The organism is Pseudomonas sp. Marseille-QA0332, from assembly GCF_054950175.1.
Genome location: NZ_CM143106.1, coordinates 2,982,249 through 3,005,172, shown reverse-complemented (window position 1 = coordinate 3,005,172; position 22,924 = coordinate 2,982,249). Strand labels below are relative to the sequence as shown.

The 22,924-nt window shown below is 65.0% G+C and carries 20 protein-coding genes and 1 pseudogene; 9 read left to right on the top strand and 12 right to left on the bottom strand.

Going from position 1 to position 22,924, the window contains the following annotated elements; translation table 11 throughout:
• Positions 1–36: 36 nt before the first annotated feature.
• The 4 genes from ACY8GK_RS13935 to ACY8GK_RS13920 all read right to left on the bottom strand — a co-directional run bounded on the left by ACY8GK_RS13935 (position 37) and on the right by ACY8GK_RS13920 (position 4,522).
• Positions 37–432, bottom strand: a complete 396-nt coding sequence (locus ACY8GK_RS13935) for a DUF1090 domain-containing protein (protein WP_196175868.1) — start codon at positions 430–432, stop codon at positions 37–39.
• Between the two features lie 56 nt (positions 433–488).
• A complete protein-coding gene (gene ligB / locus ACY8GK_RS13930) occupies positions 489–2,165 on the bottom strand; it encodes an NAD-dependent DNA ligase LigB (RefSeq protein WP_462401468.1) in 1,677 nt (558 codons plus the stop codon).
• Positions 2,166–2,316: 151 nt separating this feature from the next.
• Complete coding sequence (metK, locus tag ACY8GK_RS13925) at positions 2,317–3,507, bottom strand: methionine adenosyltransferase (RefSeq protein WP_196175872.1); 1,191 nt, start codon at positions 3,505–3,507, stop codon at positions 2,317–2,319.
• A 19-nt stretch (positions 3,508–3,526) separates the two neighbouring features.
• The gene (locus ACY8GK_RS13920) at positions 3,527–4,522 is read right to left on the bottom strand and encodes an ArsR/SmtB family transcription factor (RefSeq protein ID WP_462401467.1); all 996 of its coding nucleotides are present in this window, start codon (positions 4,520–4,522) and stop codon (positions 3,527–3,529) included.
• Positions 4,523–4,769: 247 nt separating this feature from the next.
• On the opposite strand from ACY8GK_RS13920, the gene tkt reads away from it, so the two are divergent.
• The 9 genes and pseudogenes from tkt to ACY8GK_RS13875 all read left to right on the top strand — a co-directional run bounded on the left by tkt (position 4,770) and on the right by ACY8GK_RS13875 (position 12,261).
• The gene (gene tkt / locus ACY8GK_RS13915) at positions 4,770–6,767 is read left to right on the top strand and encodes a transketolase (RefSeq protein ID WP_196175876.1); all 1,998 of its coding nucleotides are present in this window, start codon (positions 4,770–4,772) and stop codon (positions 6,765–6,767) included.
• A gap of 291 nt (positions 6,768–7,058) precedes the next feature.
• On the top strand, positions 7,059–8,126 hold the full coding sequence (epd, locus tag ACY8GK_RS13910; protein WP_196175878.1) for an erythrose-4-phosphate dehydrogenase: 1,068 nt from the start codon (positions 7,059–7,061) through the stop codon (positions 8,124–8,126).
• 12 nt (positions 8,127–8,138) lie between these two features.
• Entirely contained in the window at positions 8,139–9,302 is a 1,164-nt protein-coding gene (locus tag ACY8GK_RS13905) for a phosphoglycerate kinase (protein ID WP_462401466.1), read from the top strand.
• Positions 9,303–9,333: 31 nt separating this feature from the next.
• Positions 9,334–9,552, top strand: a complete 219-nt coding sequence (locus ACY8GK_RS13900) for a hypothetical protein (protein WP_196175882.1) — start codon at positions 9,334–9,336, stop codon at positions 9,550–9,552.
• A 52-nt stretch (positions 9,553–9,604) separates the two neighbouring features.
• Positions 9,605–9,931, top strand: coding sequence for an MliC family protein (locus tag ACY8GK_RS13895; RefSeq protein WP_196175884.1), 327 nt, complete (start codon positions 9,605–9,607; stop codon positions 9,929–9,931).
• 100 nt (positions 9,932–10,031) lie between these two features.
• Complete coding sequence (fba, locus tag ACY8GK_RS13890; RefSeq protein WP_196175886.1) at positions 10,032–11,096, top strand: class II fructose-bisphosphate aldolase; 1,065 nt, start codon at positions 10,032–10,034, stop codon at positions 11,094–11,096.
• Positions 11,097–11,163: 67 nt separating this feature from the next.
• Positions 11,164–11,381 (top strand): annotated as a pseudogene (locus ACY8GK_RS13885) (two-component system response regulator); the annotation flags it as partial.
• 66 nt (positions 11,382–11,447) lie between these two features.
• Positions 11,448–11,948, top strand: a complete 501-nt coding sequence (locus ACY8GK_RS13880) for a M48 metallopeptidase family protein (protein WP_196175887.1) — start codon at positions 11,448–11,450, stop codon at positions 11,946–11,948.
• 10 nt (positions 11,949–11,958) lie between these two features.
• Positions 11,959–12,261, top strand: coding sequence for a winged helix-turn-helix domain-containing protein (locus ACY8GK_RS13875; RefSeq protein ID WP_196175889.1), 303 nt, complete (start codon positions 11,959–11,961; stop codon positions 12,259–12,261).
• 25 nt (positions 12,262–12,286) lie between these two features.
• Here the strand turns inward: ACY8GK_RS13875 and ACY8GK_RS13870 are convergent, their stop codons facing one another.
• The 8 genes from ACY8GK_RS13870 to ACY8GK_RS13835 form a co-directional block, all read right to left on the bottom strand.
• Positions 12,287–12,739 (bottom strand): GNAT family N-acetyltransferase, encoded by a 453-nt coding sequence (locus tag ACY8GK_RS13870; protein ID WP_196175891.1) that lies wholly within the window; start codon positions 12,737–12,739, stop codon positions 12,287–12,289.
• Between the two features lie 101 nt (positions 12,740–12,840).
• A complete protein-coding gene (gene yccS, locus ACY8GK_RS13865; protein ID WP_196175893.1) occupies positions 12,841–15,021 on the bottom strand; it encodes a YccS family putative transporter in 2,181 nt (726 codons plus the stop codon).
• A gap of 110 nt (positions 15,022–15,131) precedes the next feature.
• Positions 15,132–16,313 (bottom strand): BaiN/RdsA family NAD(P)/FAD-dependent oxidoreductase, encoded by a 1,182-nt coding sequence (locus ACY8GK_RS13860; RefSeq protein WP_196175895.1) that lies wholly within the window; start codon positions 16,311–16,313, stop codon positions 15,132–15,134.
• A gap of 128 nt (positions 16,314–16,441) precedes the next feature.
• On the bottom strand, positions 16,442–17,827 hold the full coding sequence (gene dbpA, locus ACY8GK_RS13855; RefSeq protein WP_462401465.1) for an ATP-dependent RNA helicase DbpA: 1,386 nt from the start codon (positions 17,825–17,827) through the stop codon (positions 16,442–16,444).
• Positions 17,828–17,885: 58 nt separating this feature from the next.
• Positions 17,886–19,313 (bottom strand): multidrug transporter subunit MdtD, encoded by a 1,428-nt coding sequence (gene mdtD / locus ACY8GK_RS13850; RefSeq protein WP_196175898.1) that lies wholly within the window; start codon positions 19,311–19,313, stop codon positions 17,886–17,888.
• Positions 19,314–19,379: 66 nt separating this feature from the next.
• Positions 19,380–20,711, bottom strand: a complete 1,332-nt coding sequence (locus ACY8GK_RS13845; RefSeq protein WP_462401464.1) for a TldD/PmbA family protein — start codon at positions 20,709–20,711, stop codon at positions 19,380–19,382.
• Positions 20,711–22,153 carry a TldD/PmbA family protein gene (locus ACY8GK_RS13840; protein WP_196175903.1) on the bottom strand — a complete coding sequence of 481 codons (1,443 nt, stop codon included), beginning with the start codon at positions 22,151–22,153 and terminating at the stop codon, positions 20,711–20,713. The genes ACY8GK_RS13845 and ACY8GK_RS13840 overlap by 1 nt, the downstream gene beginning before the upstream one ends.
• Before the next feature lie 141 nt (positions 22,154–22,294).
• Positions 22,295–22,885 (bottom strand): hypothetical protein, encoded by a 591-nt coding sequence (locus ACY8GK_RS13835; protein WP_462401463.1) that lies wholly within the window; start codon positions 22,883–22,885, stop codon positions 22,295–22,297.
• Between the last annotated feature and the right edge of the window lie 39 nt (positions 22,886–22,924).

Below are 22,924 nucleotides of genomic sequence, written 5' to 3'. Positions count from 1 at the left end.
TCAGAAAAGTCCTACATGTTGCCTCGGCAACCAGGGTCAACGTTCCAGATCCTTCACGGCTTCCTGCAGCTGCCTGTTGGCTTCGGCCAACTTTTCCTTACGCTTGTCGATCCGCTGTGGATCACCTTTTTTCATGGCCTTGTCCAGGTCTTTCCTGCGCTGGGCGACTTCATGCCGGGCATCGAGGACCTTCTGCTCGCGTTCCTTGCGCAGGCTGGCTTCGGTGCAGCGCTCGGAGACCTCCTGCAAGGTTTTCTCGAGGGCCGCGACCTGTTGTCCGTCGGCGCTCAGGCGAGCTTGCGCAAGCTGTTCACCGATTGCCTGGCGCTTGGCGGCGCAGCCGGTCAGGCCCGGCTGTTGCTCGGCGGCCAGCAGTGGCGTGGCGGTGAAGGCGAGCAGGACAGGCAGGGTGAAGGTGCAGAGCAGTTTCATGGGGGCTCCAGTCGAACGGGGCAGCAAAAGGGAAATGCTGCCCTGATCGCGTGAAATTAGAAACCCTCGATTGCATGTGCATGCAGTTGCGCGGCCAGCGCCTGGACCTGCTCGTCCATGAAGAAGGCGCGTAGCTGGGCTGCGCGTCGCTGGCCAATGCCCTGCTCGGCCAGCCACTGTTCGCGGCTCCTGGCCGCCAGGGCCGACCAGTCCGGCCCGAGCCGCAGGCTTGCCGGAGCCGGCAAGCCCAGCGCCCGCAGCCAGGTCTCGAATGGCCGCTGGCGTGCCTTGGCGAAGGCTTGCAGCAGTTGCGCGGCACGCGCCTGGCCAATGCCCGGTATCTCCAGCAGGTCGTGCTCCCCGAGTGCCAGCCAGTCGCCGAGTGACGCCACCTTGCCGCTCTCGACCAGATGCGCCCAGGTGCCGCGGCCCAGGCCAGGCAAGTCCAGGCCCTGCTTGCCGGTCATCCAAGCCAGCCGCGAAAGGAACTGCTCCTGGCAAGCCTCGCTGGCTGTCCAGCAGCTCAAGGGATGATGGCGAGCCGGATCAGGGGCACTGACCGGATGGCGTTCGGTACTGCGGTGTATCACCCCATCCAGGCGTGGAATGGTCAGCCCGGCCAGGCTGATGGATACCTGGTCGCCAGGGCGTATATCCATCTGCCGCCAACGGGCCAGCGAACCGGCGCTGACCTGAGCGATGCGTCGGTCATCCAGCTGGACCGGCTGCAAGCGCAGCACGGGCGTCACCCGGCCGCTACGGCCGATCCTGAACTCGACCTGGCGCACCTCAGCCAGCGCCTGGGCGTAAGGGTGCTTCCAGGCCGCGATCCAGTAAGGCGCCCGCGCCCGCCAGCGGGAAGCCGGCGGACGGCTGCCCTGGCGCAGGATGACGCCATCGGTGGCGAAGGGCAGCGGTGTCCGGTACCAGTGCTGGCGCCAGCGCAGCGCTTCGTCGAAACCGCTGACCGCCACGCTCAAGCGTGCACTGTCGGCAAAACCCAAGGCTTGCAGGCGAGCCAGGCGCTGCGCCTGGCTCGCCGGACCTTCAGGCCACTCCCAGACGAACAGGCCGATGCCGCGCCCTTGCTCGGCGTTCATCTGGCTACGCGCCATCAGCCCGGCGACACGGCTCCGGGCGTTGAGGCTGCCGGAACGTGCCTGGATGTGCCCAGGCAGGCGCCAATAAAGCTCGCCTTGCAGATACAGGTCCAGTGGCTCGGGCAATTGTCGGGGAATGTCGGCAAGCTGGGCGATATGTCGGCTCCAGTCATGCCCGCGCTCGCCATCGCCGCGACTGAGCAGGCGCACCAGGCGCCCCTGCCGATACACCAGCGAGACCGCCACGCCATCGACCTTGGGTTGTATCCAGACATCCTGCTTGCCATGCAGCCAGCGCCGGACGGCCACTTCATCGGCGAGCTTGCCGACGCCGGTATGGGGTACCGGGTGAGCGACCGGCCCTGCGGCCGTCGCCAGGGGGTCGTAGGCCTGCGCCAGGGCAAAGCAGCCTTGCAGATGCTCCAGGCGCTGGCGGCTCTGGTCATAGAGCGCATCGGCCACTGGCGAGACGCCCAGGCGATGATAATGGTCATCCCAATCCGCCAGCGTGGCGCGCAGCCGTTGCACCTCCGCCTTGGCCCGCATTGCCGGCCAGTCGGGGCACCGTTCGGTCGCCACTGCCGATGGACCGAAGCCGGCCCATACCCAGAGTGCTATCAACCACCTCGTCATAGGTAGGCATCCTTGCCTGACAGAAGAGGATCAGCCTAGACAGGCGATAGCCAACCCACCCGGCGAAGTTGTCAGTCGATATGACACGAAAAGCCCCCGCCGATCACTCGACGGGGGCTCTCGATTCGCCTTGCCTGGCGCAGCGTGGAGCTTAGAGGCCAGCCGCGCTGCGCAGTTGCTCGGCGCGGTCGGTGCGCTCCCAGGTGAAGGTGGTGAAGGTATCGTCACCCACGGTCTTTTGCTGCGGCGTGCGACCGAAGTGGCCATAGGCGGCGGTTTCCTGGTACATCGGATGCAGCAGGTCGAGCATGGTGGTGATCGCGTACGGGCGCAGGTCGAAGCACTCGCGCACCAGCTGGATGATCCGGTCGTCGGAGATCTTGCCAGTGCCAAAGGTATTCAGCGAAATGGAGGTAGGCTGCGCCACGCCGATGGCGTAGGACACCTGGATCTCGCAACGCTCGGCAAGGCCGGCGGCAACGATGTTCTTGGCCACATAGCGACCGGCGTAGGCCGCCGAGCGGTCGACCTTGGACGGGTCCTTGCCGGAGAAGGCACCGCCGCCGTGACGGGCCATGCCGCCGTAGCTGTCGACGATGATCTTGCGCCCGGTCAGGCCGCAGTCGCCAACCGGGCCGCCGATGATGAACTGGCCGGTCGGGTTGATGTGGAACTTGGTGTCCTTGTGCAGCAGCTCGGCTGGCAGGGTGTGCTTGACAATCAGTTCCATGACCGCTTCCTGCAGGTCTTTCTGCGCGACCTCCGGGTTGTGCTGGGTCGACAGCACGACGGCGTCGATACCCACCACCTTGCCCCCTTCGTAGCGGCAGGTGACCTGGGACTTGGCATCGGGGCGCAGCCATGGCAGCAGGCCGGACTTGCGCGCCTCGGCCTGGCGCTCGACCAGGCGGTGCGAGAAGCAGATCGGCGCCGGCATCAGCACGTCGGTCTCGTTGCTGGCATAGCCGAACATCAGGCCCTGGTCGCCAGCGCCCTGATCCTCGGGCTTGGAGCGGTCGACGCCCTGGGCGATGTCGACGGACTGCTTGCCAATGATGTTCATCACGGCGCAGGTCGCGCCGTCGAAGCCGACGTCGGAGCTGTCGTAGCCAATGTCGACGATGACCTTGCGGACGATATCCTCCAGGTCGACCCAGGCCGAGGTGGTCACTTCACCGGCGATGATGGCGACGCCGGTCTTGACCAGGGTTTCGCAGGCGACGCGGGCGAACTTATCCTGGGTGATGATGGCATCGAGGACTGCATCCGAAATCTGGTCGGCGATCTTGTCCGGATGGCCTTCAGACACGGACTCGGAAGTAAAAAGGGAGTATTCGCTCATCTCGACGGGTTCCTAAAGTTTACCGATGGTGAATGTCGCCAGCAGGTCGCTGGAAGTGTCGGACCTGAATCTGGAAACCGTTACGCAAACCGACGTAGAGGCTGTCGCCGGGAGCCAGCCCCGCCGCGACGGCCCAACCTGCCAGCTCCTCCTGCTCGAAGCCGAGCCAGAGATCGCCACAGGCTTCCCTGGCCCAGCCTTGGTCATGGCTGCACAGCTCGGTGACCAGCAGGCTGCCGCCTGCCTTGAGCCGCAAGGCCAGCCGGCGCAAGGCCTCGGCCGGGTCGCTGAAATGATGCAGGACCATGTTCAGCACGACGCAATCGGCCTGTTCGTCCGACGCGCACAGCGCATCGGCCAGGCGCAGCTCGACATTGTCCAGGTGCTCGCGCTGGCACACCTGGCGCGCCAGCTCGAGCATGGTCGGGCTGTTGTCCAGCGCCACTACCCGGTTGAAGCGCCGGGCCAGGTCCGGCAGGAATTCGCCGTCGCCGGGGCCAATCTCGAGGGCGGTGGCAGGCTCGGCGAAGCCGAGCTTGTCGAGCAGTGCCAGGAGACTTTCGCGATATTGCGGCAGGCCGGCGATCAGGTCCTGCTGCGCGCGGAACCTTTCCTCCACGCGCAGGAAGAAGTCCTGGCTGGTGGCGGCGCGGCGCTGCTGGACCTGGGCGATGCGGGCCTGCACGTCCTCGGCCAGGGACAGTCCATCCACTTCGTCGAGCAATGCCGCATGCAGGCGGCCACCGAGGCGCTGGGTATCGGGCAGCGCACGGCGATAGAAGATGGCGTTGCCTTCGCGTCGGGTGGCCACCAGTTCGGCCTGGGCCAGCACCTTGAGGTGATGACTCATGCCTGACTGGCCGATGTCGAAGATCTGCGCCAGCTCGAGCACGCCGAAGGAATCGTTGGCCAGGGCGCGTAGCACATTCAGGCGCAGCGGATCGCCGCCGGCCTTGCACAGGGCGGTCAGTTCGTCGCTTTGCTGGAGTACGGGAGCGGGGACACGAAGGTTCATGGATCGCAGTCTAGACAGGGGATGCACGACTCGCAACAGCAATATCAAAAAGTTTTGATATTGGATGGAGGGCGCGACTGGCCGACTAGGATGTTCTTCCAGGCACCTTCGCTACGGTCCAGGCTGTCCGATAACTTCGGCAAATCGCCTGGCTGCGACCATCCGTCATTGCTCCGAGGGGCCAACGTGGGCGAAAATGGGCGCCATTTTGTTTCATCACCCAATACAAAGCCCCAGGAGATTAGCGATGCCCAGCCGTCGTGAGCGTGCGAACGCTATTCGTGCACTCAGCATGGATGCCGTGCAAAAGGCCAACAGCGGCCACCCAGGTGCCCCCATGGGCATGGCGGATATCGCCGAGGTGCTGTGGCGCGATTATCTGAAGCACAACCCGAGCAACCCCCAGTTCGCCGATCGCGACCGCTTCGTGCTATCCAATGGCCACGGCTCGATGCTCATCTATTCGCTGCTGCACCTGACCGGCTACGATCTGTCGATCGACGATCTCAAGGGCTTCCGTCAGCTGCACAGCCGTACCCCGGGCCACCCCGAGTATGGCTATACCCCAGGCGTCGAGACCACTACCGGGCCTCTTGGCCAGGGCATCGCCAATGCCGTCGGCTTCGCCATCGCCGAGAAGGTGCTGGCCGGGCAGTTCAACCGTGAAGGCCACACCATCGTCGACCACAACACCTACGTGTTCCTTGGCGACGGCTGCATGATGGAGGGTATCTCCCACGAGGTCGCCTCGCTGGCCGGCACCCTGGGCCTGAACAAGCTGATCGCCTTCTACGACGACAACGGCATCTCCATCGACGGCGAAGTCGAAGGCTGGTTCACCGACGACACGCCCAAGCGTTTCGAGTCCTATGACTGGCAGGTGATCCGCAACGTCAACGGCCACGATGCCGAAGAGATCAAGACGGCCATCGAAACCGCACGCAAGAGCGATCGCCCGACCCTGATCTGCTGCAAGACCATCATCGGTTTCGGTTCGCCCAACAAGCAAGGCAAGGAAGACTGCCACGGCGCTCCGCTGGGCAACGACGAGATTGCCCTGGCGCGCCAGGAGCTGGGCTGGAACCACGGCCCGTTCGAAATCCCCGCCGACATCTATGCCGAATGGGATGCCAAGGCTGCCGGCGCCCGGCTCGAGGCCGAATGGAAGCAGCGTTTCGATGCCTATGCCAAGGCCTACCCCGAGCTGGCCGCCGAGTTCAAGCGTCGCCTGGCTGGCGAGCTGCCTGCCGATTTCGCCGAGAAAGCCCAGGCCTATGTCGCCGAGGTGGCGGCCAAGGGCGAGACGATCGCCAGCCGCAAGGCCAGCCAGAACAGCCTGAACGCCTTCGGTCCGCTGCTGCCGGAGCTGCTTGGCGGTTCCGCCGACCTGGCCGGCTCCAACCTGACCTTGTGGAAAGGTTGCAAGGGCGTGAAGAGCGATGACGCCAGCGGCAACTACCTGTTCTACGGCGTGCGCGAGTTCGGCATGACCGCGATCATGAACGGCGTGGCCCTGCATGGCGGCCTGGTGCCCTATGGCGCGACCTTCCTGATGTTCATGGAATATGCGCGCAACGCGGTGCGCATGTCCGCACTGATGAAGCAGCGGGTGATCCATGTCTATACCCACGACTCCATCGGCCTGGGCGAGGATGGTCCGACCCACCAGCCGATCGAACAGTTGACCAGCCTGCGCAGCACGCCGAACCTGGACACCTGGCGTCCGGCCGATGCGGTCGAGTCGGCGGCGTGCTGGGCCTATGCCTTGCAGCGCAACGATGGGCCTTCGGCGCTGGTCTTCTCGCGTCAGAACCTGCAGCACCAGCAGCGCGATGCGGCACAGATCGCCAACATCGGCCGTGGCGGCTATGTCCTCAAGGACTGCGTGGGCGAGCCCGAGCTGATCCTGATCGCCACCGGTTCCGAGGTGGGCCTGGCCGTGCAGGCGTTCGACAAACTCAGCGAGCAGGGCCGCAAGGTTCGCGTGGTCTCCATGCCGTGCACCAGCGTCTTCGATGCCCAGGATGCTGCCTACAAGCAGTCCGTGCTGCCGCTGGAAGTCGGTGCGCGGATCGCCATCGAGGCCGCGCATGCCGACTTCTGGTACAAGTATGTCGGTCTCGAGGGTCGTGTGATCGGCATGACCAGCTACGGCGAGTCGGCGCCGGCCGCCGCGCTGTTCGAGGCGTTCGGCTTCACCCTGGAAAACATCCTGGGCACCGCCGAGGAACTGCTGGAAGACTGATGTAGAGGTCCGGGGGGCAATGATGCCCCCTTCGATCGCAGGCCAGGCCTCGCGCCGGCGTCCCGGAATGTCCAGGGCCTGTACTCGCGCGGTCGCGAGGCGAGTCGCAAGGCCGAGCCTTCGTTCCTGAAGTGGCCGTGCATCGTTTTCCGATGCATGGCTGCCGTGGGCGCGCTGGCTCGGTGGCGCGACATGTGCGCGACCGAGGGTACGAACCCTGGGCACTCTGCTGGCGCAGCCCCGTCCAGGCCCGCGACAGTCGTATGAACGCTACTGCCACGTGAGTACCTCATGCCCCATTCGCGTCCTTTCAAGGTTGCCCTCAACGGTTATGGCCGCATCGGCCGCTGCGTCTTGCGTGCATTGCTGGAGCGGGGCGCCGGGACCGATCTCGAGATCGTCGCGCTGAACGACCTGGCCGACCTGGCCAGCCTGGAATACCTGACGCGTTTCGACTCCACCCACGGTCGCTTTCCCGGTGAGGTGAAGGTCGATGGCGGCTGCCTGTACATCAATGGTGACTGTGTCCAGGTCATGCGCAGCGCCGCGCCCGAGGACATCGCCTGGGCCGACCTGGATATCGACCTGGTGCTGGAATGCTCGGGCGTCCATCACACGCGTGCCGACGGCCAGCGCTTCCTGGACGCCGGCGCCCCGCGGGTGCTGTTCTCGCAGCCGATGGCCAGCGAGGCAGACGTCGACGCCACGGTGGTCTATGGTATCAATCACCAGACGCTGACCGGCAGCGAACGCCTGGTGTCGAACGCATCCTGCACCACCAACTGTGGCGTGCCGCTGTTGCGCGTGCTGGACGACGCCTTTGGCATCGAATACGTGTCGATCACCACCATCCATTCGGCGATGAACGACCAGCCGGTCATCGACGCCTATCACCATGAGGATTTGCGACGTACGCGTTCGGCCTTCCAGTCGGTGATCCCGGTATCCACCGGGCTGGCCCGGGGCATCGAGCGTCTGCTGCCGGAACTTGCCGGGCGAATCCAGGCCAAAGCGGTACGCGTGCCGACGGTCAATGTATCGTGCCTGGACATCACCTTGCAGACCGCCCGCGCGACTTCGACTGCCGAGGTCAACCGCGTGTTGCGCGACGCCGCCTTGGGCGGTCCGCTGCATGGACTGCTGGCCTATACCGAGTTGCCGCACGCCAGTTGTGATTTCAACCATGATCCCCATTCGGCCATCGTCGATGCCAGCCAGACCCGGGTCTCGGGCCCGCGACTGGTCAATCTGCTCGCCTGGTTCGACAACGAATGGGGTTTCGCCAATCGCATGCTCGACGTCGCAGGCCATTACCTGCAGGCCGTCGAGCGAACCCGTACCACCTGCAAACAGCCTTGAAGGACTGCATTCATGACCGTGTTGAAGATGACCGACCTCGACCTGCAAGGGAAGCGCGTACTGATCCGCGAAGACCTCAACGTCCCAGTGAAGGACGGTGCGGTAGCCAGCGATGCGCGTATCCAGGCTGCGCTGCCGACCATCAGGCTGGCCCTGGAAAAAGGTGCGGCCGTGATGGTCTGCTCGCACCTGGGCCGTCCGACCGAGGGTGAGTTTTCCGCCGAGAACAGCCTCAAGCCGGTCGCCGACTATCTGGCCAAGGCGTTGGGCCGTGAGGTGCCACTGGTCACCGACTACCTCGGGGGTGTCGAGGTCAAGCCCGGTGAGCTGGTGCTGTTCGAGAACGTTCGCTTCAACAAGGGCGAGAAGAAAAGCACGGACGAGCTGGCGCAGCAATACGCGGCCCTGTGCGACGTCTTCGTGATGGATGCCTTTGGCACCGCTCATCGCGCCGAAGGTTCGACCCACGGCGTGGCCCGTTTCGCCAAGGTGGCCGCGGCCGGCCCGCTGCTGGCCGCCGAGCTGGACGCGCTGGGCAAGGCGCTCAAGGCACCGGCCAAGCCAATGGCGGCGATCGTCGCCGGTTCTAAGGTCTCGACCAAGCTGGACGTGCTCAACAGCCTGAGCCAGGTCTGCGACCTGCTGATCGTCGGGGGCGGCATTGCCAACACCTTCCTTGCCGCGGCTGGCCATAAGGTCGGCAAATCGCTGTACGAGCCGGACCTGGTCGAGACTGCCAAGGCCATCGCTGGCAAGGTCAACGTGCCGCTGCCGGTGGATGTGGTGGTCGCCAAGGAGTTCGCCGAAAGCGCCGAGGCGACCGTCAAGGCCATCGCCGACGTGGCCGATGACGACATGATCCTCGATATCGGGCCACAGACCGCCGCCAACTTCGCCCAGCTGCTCAAGTCGTCCAGGACCATCCTGTGGAACGGTCCGGTCGGCGTGTTCGAGTTCGACCAGTTCGGCAACGGCACTCAGGTCCTGGCCAAGGCGATCGCCGACAGCGAGGCCTTCTCCATCGCCGGTGGCGGCGATACCCTGGCCGCGATCGACAAATATGGCGTTGCTTCGGAAATCTCCTACATTTCTACCGGCGGCGGTGCCTTCCTGGAGTTCGTGGAGGGCAAGGTCCTGCCGGCCGTCGAAATCCTGGAACAGCGGGCCAAGGCCTGACGACGGCACGCCTGGCGGAGGGAGCGGCTTGATGATCGAACGAATGGTTGCGCTGGCCATGCTGGCGTCGCTGGCGGCCTGTTCCGGCACGCCGGCCCCGCAGGACGAGCCTGTGCAGCCTGCCAAGGGCGGCTGCTACCAGTCGCAGTGGCAGGCGGAAACCGTGCCGGTGATCAACAAGCGCCTGGGGCCGGCCGGCCTGGAGAAGTACGACGAGGAGCACCAGCAGCGTGCGCAGGGGTGTCCATGAGGCATGACGAGGCAACCTGGCAGGCGTTCGGCGGTCTGCTGGAGGGCGTGCGATGAAGGCGCTCCTGCTCATGCTGGCCCTGGCGGCGCTGGGAGGCTGCGCTGTCTTCGACACCGAGCCCGCGACGCCAGGGCCTTGGACCCGTTGGGTATGCGACAGCCAGGCCGAGGTGCTATGGCGCTTCGCCGATCCCGAGCAGGGCCGCGTGCAAGTCCGCCTTGGCGGCAGCGAGCGGGTCTACCAGCTGCGTGCCGAGCCGGGCGCATCGGGCGCCTTGTACAGTGATGGAGTGCTGGCCCTGCATGTCCAGGGCAGCGAAGGGTTGGCCTACTGGGTCGCAACCAATGATCTGATAGGGCGGGGCTGCAAGGCACCGTGACTGGCCGGGTCGCTGTGGCGACCCATACTAACTTGAACTGCAACCGCCTTCGCGGCAGGCTTGCACGAAAAAACGACGATCGTCGGGAGAGAGATACACAATGGCACTCATTAGCATGCGCCAGATGCTGGACCACGCCGCAGAGTTCGGCTATGGCGTTCCGGCTTTCAACGTCAACAACCTCGAGCAGATGCGCGCCATCATGGAAGCCGCCGACAAGACCGATTCCCCGGTCATCGTCCAGGCTTCGGCAGGCGCGCGCAAATATGCTGGCGCACCCTTCCTGCGTCACCTGATCCTGGCGGCGATCGAGGAATTCCCGCACATTCCGGTCTGCATGCACCAGGACCACGGTACCAGCCCGGACGTCTGCCAGCGTTCGATCCAGCTGGGCTTCAGCTCGGTGATGATGGACGGCTCGCTCAAGGAAGACGGCAAGACCCCGTCGGACTACGAATACAACGTGCGCGTGACCCAGCAGACCGTGGCGTTCGCCCACGCCTGCGGCGTTTCCGTGGAAGGCGAGCTGGGCTGCCTGGGCAGCCTGGAAACCGGCCAGGCCGGTGAGGAAGACGGCGTCGGCGCCGAAGGTACTCTCGATCACAGCCAGCTGCTGACCGATCCGGAAGAGGCCGCCGATTTCGTCAAGAAAACCCAGGTCGATGCCCTGGCCATCGCCATCGGTACCAGCCACGGTGCCTACAAGTTCACCAAGCCGCCAACCGGCGACATCCTGGCAATCGATCGCATCAAGGAAATCCACAAGCGCATTCCCAACACCCACCTGGTCATGCACGGCTCTTCCTCGGTACCGCAGGAATGGCTGGCGATCATCAACCAGTACGGTGGCGACATCAAGGAAACCTATGGCGTGCCGGTCGAGGAAATCGTCGAAGGCATCAAGCACGGCGTGCGCAAGGTGAACATCGACACCGACCTGCGCCTGGCGTCCACCGGTGCCATTCGTCAGTACATGGCCAAGCATCCGAGCGAGTTCGACCCGCGCAAGTTCTTCGCCGAAACCGTGAAAGCCATGCGCGACGTGTGCATCGCCCGCTACGAAGCGTTCGGCACTGCCGGCAATGCCTCGAAGATCAAGCCGATCTCCCTGGAAGGCATGTTCCAGCGCTACGCCAAAGGCGAGCTGACCGCCAAGGTCAACTGATCAGGTACGTCAGGCACGATGAAGAACCCGCAGCGATGCGGGTTTTTTCATGCCTGTGGATTTTCTTGCCGCCCAGCAAGCCGGCCGGCAGCAGTATCGCTTCTATGACGAAGAACTCGATGGTCGTGCGCGCTCGCCGCTGATGCTCGAAGACAGCGTGCGCACGGCCATCGGGCAGCGGGATTTCAGCCTGGTCTACCAGCTCCAGGTAGCCTTCCCCGATGGCCGCCTGCGGGCTTTCGAGGCATTGCTGCGGTGACACCACCCAGTGCCGGCGATTTTCCCCAGTGCTATCCCTGGCCGCAGCGCTGATTGATAAACTGGCGCATCTTCCGGCTACTCGAGCCTGCCATGATCGTACTGCGTTACCTGCAAGCCTATCCGCCGAACCTGCAAGAGCAGGTGCGGCAACTCATCGCCAATGGGCGCCTGGGCGACTACCTGCGGCAACGCTATCCTGACCGGCACGCGGTGCAGAGCGACAGGGCGCTGTATGACTATGTGCAGGCAATCAAGCAGTCGAGCCTGCGCAGCGCGCCCAGCCCTGACAAGGTGCTGTTCGACAACCGCCTCGATCTGACCCATCGCGCCCTGGGCCTGAACACGGCGGTATCGCGTGTCCAGGGCGGCAAGCTCAAGGCCAAGAAGGAAATCCGCATCGCCTCGCTGTTCAAGGAGGCGGCGCCGGAGTTCCTGCGCATGATCGTCGTGCATGAGCTGGCGCATCTGCGAGAGCGCGAGCACAACAAGGCTTTTTACCAGCTGTGTCAGCACATGGAGCCGGCCTACCACCAACTGGAGTTCGACCTGAGGGTCTACCTCACCTGGAAAGAACTGCCCGGCAGCGTCTGAGGAGTACGCCATGACCACCGTTGCAAGCAAGACCCGCAGCAGCTTCTACCGACGTCTGTACGTGGCCTGGCTGATCGACAGCCAGGCTGCCGCCAGCGTGCCGGCCCTGATGGAGGCGACCGGCATGCCCCGGCGCACCGCCCAGGACACCATCGCCGCGCTGGCCGAGCTGGATATCGTCTGCGAGTTCGAGCAGCAGGCCGGTGCGCGCAACCATGCCGGGCACTATCGCATTCGCGACTGGGGGGCGATCGACAAGGCCTGGGTGGGTCGTCACCTGCGGCAGATCCGCCAGGTACTGGGCTATCCGTGAACCTGTCTGGCCCGATGGCGGCGGCTCAAGCCTTGCGCATGCCGATATGGGGGATCCCGTCCTCGACGTAGGCCTCGCTTGCCACCTCGAAGCCATGACGGGCATAGAAGGCTTGCAGATGGGCCTGGGCTGACAGATAGACCGGCGTTTGCGGCCAGCAGCGCGAAGCGAATTCCAGGCCCTTGCGCAGCAATTGGTCACCCAGGCCCTGGCCACGCGCCGAGGCGGCGATCACCACCCGGCCGATCACCACGTCGCCGCCTTGTGATTGCGGATCGAGCAGACGCAGGTAGGCAACCAGTTGGTCATCCTGCCAGGCCATGAGATGGCAGGTATCGCCCGCCAGATCCTGGCCATCGACCTCTTGATAGGCACAGCGCTGTTCCACGACGAAGACTTCGGTACGTAGTTGCAAGATGGCGTGCAGCTGTTGCTTGCCAAGGTCGGTGTGATGCTTGCAGATCCAGTCGAGAGACATCGGGTGGCTCCTTGAGTAGGACGACCATCATCGCAAACCAGGCGTCTGCCAGCGAGCCCCGCCTCGATCTGACAGGGGACGTGGGGCTTGCCGGCCGGCAGTCAGGCCGGGGTGGCCTTGACCAGGTGCGCGGCTAGGGTTCGCAAGGGGCCGAGCTGCCGGGCGATCAACGCCAGCTGGCTCTGTACCAGGCGCTGGTGTTCGTCCAGGTCGTCGGGCATCTGCTCCAGGCTGCTGGCCAGGGCCTGCTCGGCGTCGCTGTGGATGGCCACCGGCAGACGCGCGGCCAGGCCATTGGCGATTTCTTCCAGGCTGGCCGCCAGGCTGGCACCGGCACCGTCGATCAATTGTGCATGGGCCTCGGGTTGCAGCGCGGTGTCGCGATGGGCACCGAGGCCGGACAGGTAGCTGAGCAAGGTGTGGGACAGGACCAGGAAGCGGAAGCCGGCATCGGCTTCCTTGCGGAAGTGGCCCGGCTCCATGAGCATGTTCGACAGCGTCGTCGACAGCGCGGCGTCGGCATTGTGGGCGTTGCGCCGGGCCAGGCGGTAGGCCAGGTCGTCGCGCTTGCCGTGTGCATACTGTTGCATGATCTGGCGCAGGTACTCGCTGGCGCAGGCCAGGGTGTTGGCCAGCACCTTGTTCAGCTTGCGGCCTTGCCAGTCCGGCAGGCACAGGAACACCGCCAGGATGGCGATCAGGCTGCCGACCAGCGTATCGAACAAGCGTGGCAGGAACAGGCCATAGCCATCGCCGATCTGGTTGAAGCAGAACAGTACCATCAGCGTTATGGCAGCCGTGGCCAAGGTATAGCGAGTGGTGCGGTTGACGAAGAACACCACGCCGGCGATGACCGCGAACATCGACTGGATGATCGGGCTGGGGAACAGGTCGAACAGGGCCCAGCCCACGGTCAGGCCGATCGCGGTGCCGAGTATCCGCTGGACCAGCTTGAGCCGGGTGGCCCCGTAGTTGGGCTGGCAGACGAAGAGCGTGGTGAGGATGATCCAGTAGCCTTGGGTCGGGTGGATCAGATGCACCATGCCGTAGCCGATCGATAACGCCAGCGACAGGCGCAAGGCATGACGAAAGACCAGCGAAGTGGGCGTGAGTTGGGTTCGCAGGCGAACCCAGACATCCTTGAAACCGCGCGGCGAGCGATCGAGCAGGCTGCTGTCGGTGGCTTCGGCCAGGGTTTCCGGATTGCTTGCCGCGTCAAGCAGGCGGTCCAGCGTGGCCAGGTTGCTGGCCAGCGCCCGCAGCGAGCGCAGCAGGCCGCGCCAGGCGGGGTTGTTCTGGCTGCGCAGGTGTTCGAGGGACGCGTGCAGGTCGTCCAGGGCCTCGGCGAAGCCGGTGTCGTAGTCGAACGGTTGGCGCAGGCGGATGGATTCGGACAGCTGCTGGCAGATGCTGCCTTGCTGGCGCAGCAGTCGTTGACAGCGGAACATCACGTCGCTGTGGAAGAAAGCCTCGGCCAGGGCATTGTACGGGTAGTGCGAGGCACTGACCCGCTCATGGATGTCCTGGGCCAGGAAGTACAGCTTGAGATATCGGCTGACCTTCGAGTTGGGCTGACTGTTGCCGACCCGGTGCAGGATGATTTCCTTGGCCGCGTTGAGCGCGGCGACCACCTTGCCGTTCTGCCGGGCGAGCTCCAGGCGCCGTGCCTCGACGTCCAGGTTGCGAATCGGCTCGAACAGGCTGGCCTTGAGCTTGATGTAGGCGCCGAGTTCGAAGAACAGCCGGGCCAGTCCCTGCTGTACCGGCTGGTTGGAGAACAGGGCTTGCCATAGCACCGACAGCAGGCCATACCAGGCCGCACCCGCTACCAGCAGCACGGGCTCGTGCCAGAAGTCGCTGACCTGCCCGCCACGCTGGTCGACGCCGATCATGGTGTACACGGCGAGGATCAGCGTCGCCGAGGCAATGGCACCATAGCGTTCGCCCAAGGCCCCCAGCATGGTCAGGCTGAAGGCGGACAGCGCCAGCGCACCGACGAACAGCCAGGGGTAGGGGAACAGCAGCTCCACCGACAGCGCGGCGATGGCAAAGCACACCAGCGTGACCATCAGGGCGCTGAGCCGGCCTTGCCAGCTGTCGTCGGTCTCGGCCAGGGCGCAGGCGATGATGCCGAGGAACAACGGGATCAGCAGACTCATTTCGTTCTGGTGCCAGCACAGAGCCATGCTGCCGGTGAGCGCGATGGTGACGCGGATGCTGTAGCTGAACTTGTCTTGGGCCCACAGGCGACGCAGCCTGTGGCGCAAAGGGGACGATGACATGGTGGCCTGCTGGGCAATGAACGAAAGGATACCGGTCAAGAGAGCCTGGCACTCTCTTGGTCACGGACCAGCAAGAAGCGTTCCGTGCGTCATCGATTCTAGCCCGAAGCCTAGGCGAACTGCGCGGCGGCGTTGGCCGATGCCCAGGCCCACTGGAAGTTGAAGCCACCGAGGTGGCCGCTGACGTCCAGCACTTCGCCGATGAAGTACAGGCCAGGGCTTTTCAGCGACTCCATGCTCTTGGAGGAGACTTCCCGGGTGTCCACGCCGCCAAGAGTGACTTCGGCGGTACGATAGCCCTCGGTGCCAGCGGGCACCAGTTGCCAGGCCGCCAGCCTTTCGGCGAACTCGGCCAGCTGCGCCGGTGTGTACTGTTTCATCGGCTTGGAGACGAACCACTGCTCGGCCAGCAGGTTGGCGAGCTTGCGGGTGAAGACTTCGCCAAGCACGGTCTTCAGTTCGCTGTTGGGCCGCTCGGCCTGCTGCTGGCGCAACCAGTCCAGTGCGTTCCGGTCAGGCAGCAGATTGATCTGGAGCGTGTCGCCGGGCTTCCAGTACGACGAAATCTGCAACATGGCCGGGCCGCTCAGGCCGCGATGGGTGAACAGCAGGTTTTCGCGGAAACTGGCGCCGTTGCAGCTGGCGATGCAATCCAGGGAGGTGCCCGACAATTCACTGCACAGTGCCTTCAACTGGGGCTCGGTAATGGTGAACGGCACCAGCGCGGCGCAGGTCGGCAACACGTTGTGGCCGAACTGGCGGGCGACCTGGTAGCCGAAACCGGTGGCGCCCAGGGTGGGGATCGACAGACCACCGGTGGCGATCACCAATGACTGGCAGGCGAACGCCCCGGCGCTGGTCTGCAAGCGATAGCCCGTATCGGCCTTGTCGATCCGCTCGATGCTGGTGTTCATGCGCAGCTCGACCCCGGCCTGGTCGCACTCGGCGAGCAGCATCTGGAGGATGTCGCTGGACTTGTTGTCGCAGAACAGCTGGCCGAGCTTCTTCTCGTGATATGGCACGCCGTGGCGGGCGACCAGTTCGATGAAATCCCATTGCGTATAGCGCGCCAGGGCCGACTTGCAGAAGTGCGGGTTCTGCGAGATGAAATTGGCCGGCTCGGTATACAGGTTGGTGAAGTTGCAGCGCCCGCCGCCGGACATGAGGATCTTCTTGCCAGGTTTGTTGGCATGGTCGAGCAGCAGCACCTGGCGTGCGCGGCGGGCGGTGAGCTGGGCGCACATTAGGCCGGCGGCGCCAGCGCCGATGATGATCACATCGATGGTTTGCACGAAGGGTCCTTGTCTTGGCAGGGGTTGATCCATCCGGGTTACAGCGCCCCGGTGGGTGCTTGCAGGGCGACGTACAGGCGCGGCCCCAAGGGCTGCGCGGCAGCTCCTTGGTCCGACGAGTACGTACCCTAGACGATGCGCACCTTCAAGGACCTGCCCTTGATCTTCCCGCTGTTGAGCCGCTGTAGCGCCTGCCGGGCCACGCCGCGCTCGACCGCGACGTAGGCCTGGAAGTCGAAGATCGCGATCTTGCCCACCTGACTGCCGGCGATTCCGGCTTCGCCGGTCAGGGCGCCGAGGATATCGCCAGGGCGCAGCTTGTCCTTGCGCCCTGCGGCGATGCCCAGGGTGCTCATGGGAGGTAACAGCGGCTCACCGCCTTTGGAACTCAGCGCGTCAAGCTGCTCCCAGCGCAGCGGGCGCTGCTGCAACTGCTCGATGGCCTGGGCACGGTGGCCTTCGGCCGGAGCCACCAGGCTCACCGCCAGGCCTTTCTCGCCGGCGCGCCCGGTACGGCCGACCCGGTGCACATGGATCTCGGCGTCACGTGCCAGCTCGACATTGATCACCATGTCCAGCCCATCGATGTCCAGGCCGCGCGCCGCCACGTCGGTAGCCACCAGCACCGAGCTGCTGCGGTTGGCGAACAGGGTCAGGACCTGGTCGCGATCACGCTGCTCGAGATCGCCGTGCAGGGCCTGGGCGACGATGCTCTTGGCCTTGAGATGGGCGACCAGCTCTTCGCACTGCTGCTTGGTGAAGCAGAACGCCACGCACGACTGCGGGCGGAAATGCCCGAGCACCCGGGTGACGGCCGTCATGCGCTGGTCGGGATCGATCTCGATGAAACGCTGCTCGATCTGGTTGTCGGCATGCAGGCTCTCGACCTTGACCTGCTGGGGCTGACGCATGAAGTCCGCTGCCAGCTTCTCGATGCCGGCCGGGTAGGTGGCCGAGAACAGCAGGGTCTGGCGTCGCGTCGGCGTGCGCCCGATGATGCTGGCGATGGCATCGAAGAAGCCCATGTCGAGCATGCGGTCGGCTTCGTCGAGTACCAGGGTGTTGAGGCCATCGAGTACCAGGGTGCCTTTGTCCAGGTGCTGCTGCACTCGGCCTGGGGTGCCGACGACGATGTGCGCGCCATGTTCCAGCGAGGCGATCTGTGGACCCAGCGGCACGCCGCCGCACAAGGTCAGGACCTTGATGTTGTCTTCGCCACGGGCCAGGCGGCGCAGCTCCTTGGCGACCTGGTCGGCCAGCTCGCGGGTCGGGCACAGCACCAGCGCCTGGCAGCCGAAGTAGCGAGGGTTGAGCGGGTGAAGCAGGCCGATGCCGAAGGCCGCGGTCTTGCCACTGCCGGTCTTGGCCTGGGCGATCAGGTCCTGGCCCTTGAGGATCACCGGCAGGCTGCGGGCCTGGATCGGGGTCATGGAGGCGTAGCCAAGCGCCTGGAGGTTGGCCAGCATGGCGGTGGACAGCGGCAGGGTAGCGAAGGCGGTGGATTCGGTGGTCACGAGGCGAGCCTGGAGTGCAAAAAATGCCGCACAGTCTACAGGCTCGCGAGCATTCTTCCTAAGGCTCCAGCTCCGGTTCCGGACGACGGGCACGTCGGCCATCGGACGGCGACAACTGGAGGAAGATCGCCGCGGCAAGCATGGCCATCAGGCCGATGGTCAGGAAGGTCAGCTGGAAGGCACCCAGGGTCGTCTCGACACCGTCAGCGCTGCCGGCGGCGGTGAACCCCCCGAGCAGCGCGCCGGCGCAGGCCACGCCCAGGCTAAGCGACAGTTGCGCCACTACCGACAACAGGCTGTTGCCGCTGCTGGCGCTGGCATCGTCCAGGTCGATCAGGGTCACGGTGTTCATTGCCGTGAACTGCAGCGAATTGACCGCTCCAAGCAGGCCGAGCTGCACCAGCAGCAGTCCATAGGGCGTCTGTTCGTCGACCAGGCCCAGGCTGGCCAGCAACAGGCCGAGCAGCAGGGTATTGCCAGTCAGGATGATCCGGTAGCCCAGGCGCTCGATCAGCGGGCGGGCGATGGACTTGGCGATCATTGCCGCGGCGGCCAGCGGGATCATGCTCATGCCCGCCTGTGAAGGCGAATACCCCAGCGCCACCTGCAGCAGCAGCGGCACCAGGAAGGGCAGGGCGCCACTGCCCAGGCGTGCGAACAGGTTGCCCAGGATGCCGATGGCGAAGGTCCGCACCCGGAACAGGCTTGGCGAAAACAGCGGGTCCGGGTCGCGTCCCGCTCGTAGCCAGTAGGCCGCCAGGCAGGCCATGCCCGCGAACAGCAGGAGCATCACGCGCAGGTGCGGCAGGTGCAGTTCACCCAGGCCTTCCATGGCGATGGTGATCAGTACCATCGCCGCGCCGAAGAGCACGAAGCCCGGCCCGTCGAACGGTGTACGCTGCGCCCCGCGCAAGTCCGGGATCAGCTTCCAGACCGCCCAGCAGCCGAGTGCGCCCACCGGCAGGTTGAGCAGGAAGATCCAGTGCCAGCTGAGGATCTCCACCAGCCAGCCGCCCACGGTCGGGCCAAGCAGCGGACCGAGCAGGCCGGGAATGGTGATGAAGCTCATGATCCTCACCAGCTCCGAGCGCGGGTAGGCTCGCAGTACCACCAGACGTCCCACCGGCAGCATCAGCGCGCCCCCCAGCCCCTGGATCACCCGGGCGGCGACCAGGAATGTCAGGCTGTTGGCAATGGCGCAGAGCAGCGAGCCGAAGCTGAACAGCAGGATGGCGCTGAAGAAGATGCGCTTGGTGCCGAAACGGTCGGCGATCCAGCCCGAGGCGGGAATCAGCAGGGCCACGGTGAGCATGTAGGCAATGATCACGCCCTGCATGCGCAGCGGGTTTTCCTCCAGCGAACGGGCCATGGCCGGCAGCGCGGTATTGAGAATGGTGCCGTCCAGGGACTGCATGAAGAAAGCGATGGCCACCACCCAGGGAATCCAGCGGGCGGTGACGGGGTCGAGCGGCGTGCGTTCAGGCATTGGTGGTCTCGTCTGGGCCGTCGCGGGCGGGTCGGGCTGTTCGCCGCCCGGCCCACGAAAGGGCGATCACAATGTCAGGGTCATGGCTTTGACCAGCGCTCCTGGCAGATGACTCGATCCGGTATGCCGTTGGCCATAGGTGCTAGTCGAGAGGATCAGTTCACGCTCGCGGGTCAGCGCTTCCAGTTGCTCGCCTAGCAGGCTGTACAGACTGTCATCGAAGCGCATGGTGGTCACTGGCGCGCGGATCTGGCCGTCTTCCACCCAGAAGGTGGCGAAGCGGGTCAGGCCCGTCATGCGCGCCGCTGGCAGGTCCGAATAGTTCAGGTACCACAGGTTGCTGATATACAGGCCTGTGCCGAGGCGCTCGAGGATTTGCGCCTGGGCCAGGTCGCCGGGGGCCAGGCTCAGGGCGCAAGGCGATTCGTGACTGTCGGCGCCGTTGGCGGCCAGGCCGAACTCGGCGGCGCTGCGCATGCTGACCAGGCGCCCGCTGGCCCGCCCCTGCTCGATCAGGCATACGTCCTGGCGCGGCGAACCCTGGTCGGAGAACGCCGGGCTGAGCGAGCCGCTGACCTGTTCGTCGAAGCACACGATCGGGGCCAATTGCGCATCGCCATGGTAAAGGCGCTGCAGCGCGCTGTTGCCAGTCGCCAACGCCTGAGCGGAAAAGCCGCCCCAGCAGAGCATTGCGGCGATTTCGTCCATGGCGGCCGGTGCCAGGTAGGCACGATAGCTGCCTGGCCGCAAGGTCAGGGCCGGGCGGCCCAGTGCGTCAAGTTGTTCGCGGCACAGGCGCATGCGTTGGGCGAACGTCTGCTGGCTCCAGGCCTGCCCGGCGTAATTGGCCTTCACCGCCTCGCCGTTGCCGTGGAACAGGCTCCAGTCGAGGTTGAAGCTGTTGGCCTGATGCCAGCCCGTCGCTCCGCAGGAGCTGGCGAAGCCACGGCTTATGGGGCCTGCGGCATAGATGCCGACCAGGTCGAGATCGCCTGCTTCATGCTCGATCTGGCCCAGCACATCCGCCAGCTCGGGCAGGGCATGGTCCTGGACGCTATGGCTGCGCCAGGCACGTTCGTCCAGGCGCAACCAGGGGTCGGCTGGCAACAGCGGCAAGGTCTGGCGCAATTGCGCCAGGGCTTGGCGCAGGCGTTGGCGATCGACCTGGGGGTCATCGCTCAAAGTCAGCTGTGACTCTGCCTGGCGGCCCTCGTGAACCAGTCGCAGCTGTGCGTGGGCCTGGCTGACCGAGCCGGCCTGGCGTACCTTGGCGTGGTTGAAGCGCACGAACCGGGAACGTTCGGCGCTGTAGCCGAAGGTGAACCGCTCGCCGGGGCGGATGCTGTCCCGCAGTGCGCCGGCCAGGTCCTCGAAATGCTGCTGTGCCTTGCCCAGCATCAGGCTTGCCCTCCGAATACGTCGATCTGACTGAACACGCACGCTGGCGACGCATGGCCGACCCGGATCACCTGGTTGGGTTCGCCCTTGCCGCAGTTGGGCGTGCCGAGCACCTGGAGGGTACCGCGATCACCGACAGCTGCCAGGCTGCGCCAGAAACTCGCCGAGATGCCCCGGTAGTTGGGGTTCTTCACCACGCCCTTGAGTTCGCCATCCTCGATCAACTGACCCCATTCGCAGCCGAACTGGAACTTATTGCGCGCGTCGTCGATCGACCAGGAACGGTTGGTGCGCATCAGGATGCCACGCTCGATACCGCCGACCAGCTGTTCGAGCGTTCGGTCGCCCGGCTCGATGTTGATATTGGCCATGCGGTCGATCGGCGCGCGGTTCCAGCTGCTGGCGCGGCTGTTGGCAACCCCGTCCAGGCCCGAACGGAACCGCGACAGGGCGCCACCGAGCGGGCGCAGCAACAGGCCATCGCGGATCAGAAACTGTTTGTCCGCCACGCTACCCTCGTCGTCATGGCTGTAGCTGGCCAGTTCACGGGCGATGGTCGGATCGAAGGTCACGTTCAGTAGCGATGAGCCATATTGCAATCGGCCGAAGTCCTCGCGCCTGACGAAACTGGTCCCGGCATAGTTGCGCTCGTCACCGAGGATTCGGTCCATTTCCAGCGGATGGCCGATTGATTCGTGGATCTGCAGTATCATCTGGTCCGGCATCAACAGCAGGTCACGCACGCCGTCGGGTGTGTTCGGCGCCAGCAGCAGCTGCAAGGCTTCGTCGGCCACGCGTGCGCCGGCGCCAACCAGTCCACAGTCGTCGATGACCTCGAAGCCGCCCTGCTGGCCGAAGTTCTCGCGGCCCAGGCTACGGCTCTGGCTGTCCCGGCCATCGCTGGCGGTCACTCCCATGCCGGGAAAGAGGAAGCGCTGGGCGTGCCGCAGTTCGGCTCCGGCGTTGTTCAGGTAGGTCTGCTCGACCTGGGTGATGCCCAGCGTGGCCTGCCAGTCCACCAGGCGCTCGTCCCTGGGGACCCGTGCCGATTCGGTCGCCAGCAGCTCAAGCCACTCGGCGAGGCTTGGCAGCGGCTGATCCAGATTCGGCGAGACATGCTCATGGCGCTCGCTGGCCACGGGCTGCCCGCTCAGGTCCAGCAGGTTGCAAGCCGCGACCTGGCGGGCCAGCGTCTCGGCCTGCTCGAGCGCTCGCTGCAGGCCCGTCTGGGACAGGTCGGCGGTGGCCGCATAGGCTTGCACGCCAGCCAGGCGGACAGTGAGCATGGCGCCCTCGTCCTGGCTGAAGAAAGGAGGCTCGACGACGTTGCGGCGTACCGACAGCCCTTGGTAGGACTGCTTCACATGACGCAGGGAAAACACTTCGGCCTCGCTGCGCAGCGCGGCGAAACGCTGGCGCAGCAGGGCGGTCGAGTCGAACATGCAGGGACCTCCATGTGGTCACGGCCTGACCGGGGCCAGGTCTGGCTCGGACGAAAGGAGCATTATGGCAGGGATGTAGCGGCACGGGCGTGCTTCATGGTCCTCGATCGCTGCGCGGCCCGTCCGCCTCTGCCAGAGCGTTCAGCTCGATGGTATCGACATCGACACCGCACCCGGCAGGATGATGGCCGCGAGGTACGCCAGCCATGACAACGCCCCGCAAGCCATCCATATACCGTTAGCCCAGGTGAACCGAGAATTGGATTCTCCGGCTGGATCCCCCACGCAGAAGTTGATCGCCTGCTGCAGCCTGACAGTCCAGCACAAGCCCAGGCCAACCACGGCGATCGGCAGCCAGGACCATTCCGGCTTCGAGCTGGCCAGCAGCGACAGCCAGATTTGCGCGGCCAGTGCCAGAGGAGCGGCGAGGGCGATCAGGAACGGGGACCAGCGGTAGGTTCTTCCCGATAGACGAATTTGCTGATCGATCCTGCGGTTCAAGCCGTACAGGAACAGAATGCCGCCGGCCGCACGCAGGGCAGGCCATATCTTTTCGCCGCTGCTGCGCCGATAGAAGACCCAGCTGCGCCAGTAGCAGAACAGCCAGTACCCATTGAAGGTGAGCAGACTCAGGATCAGCAGCTTTCGTATCGAAACCACGAAGAACATGGGTTCGCCAACCTTGGCCTCGCTGAGTTGCTGAATCGGAGGAGCAACGTTTTGTATGGGCATCCCGGCACACCTTGTCGAAGCGATAGGCCATTCAACCTG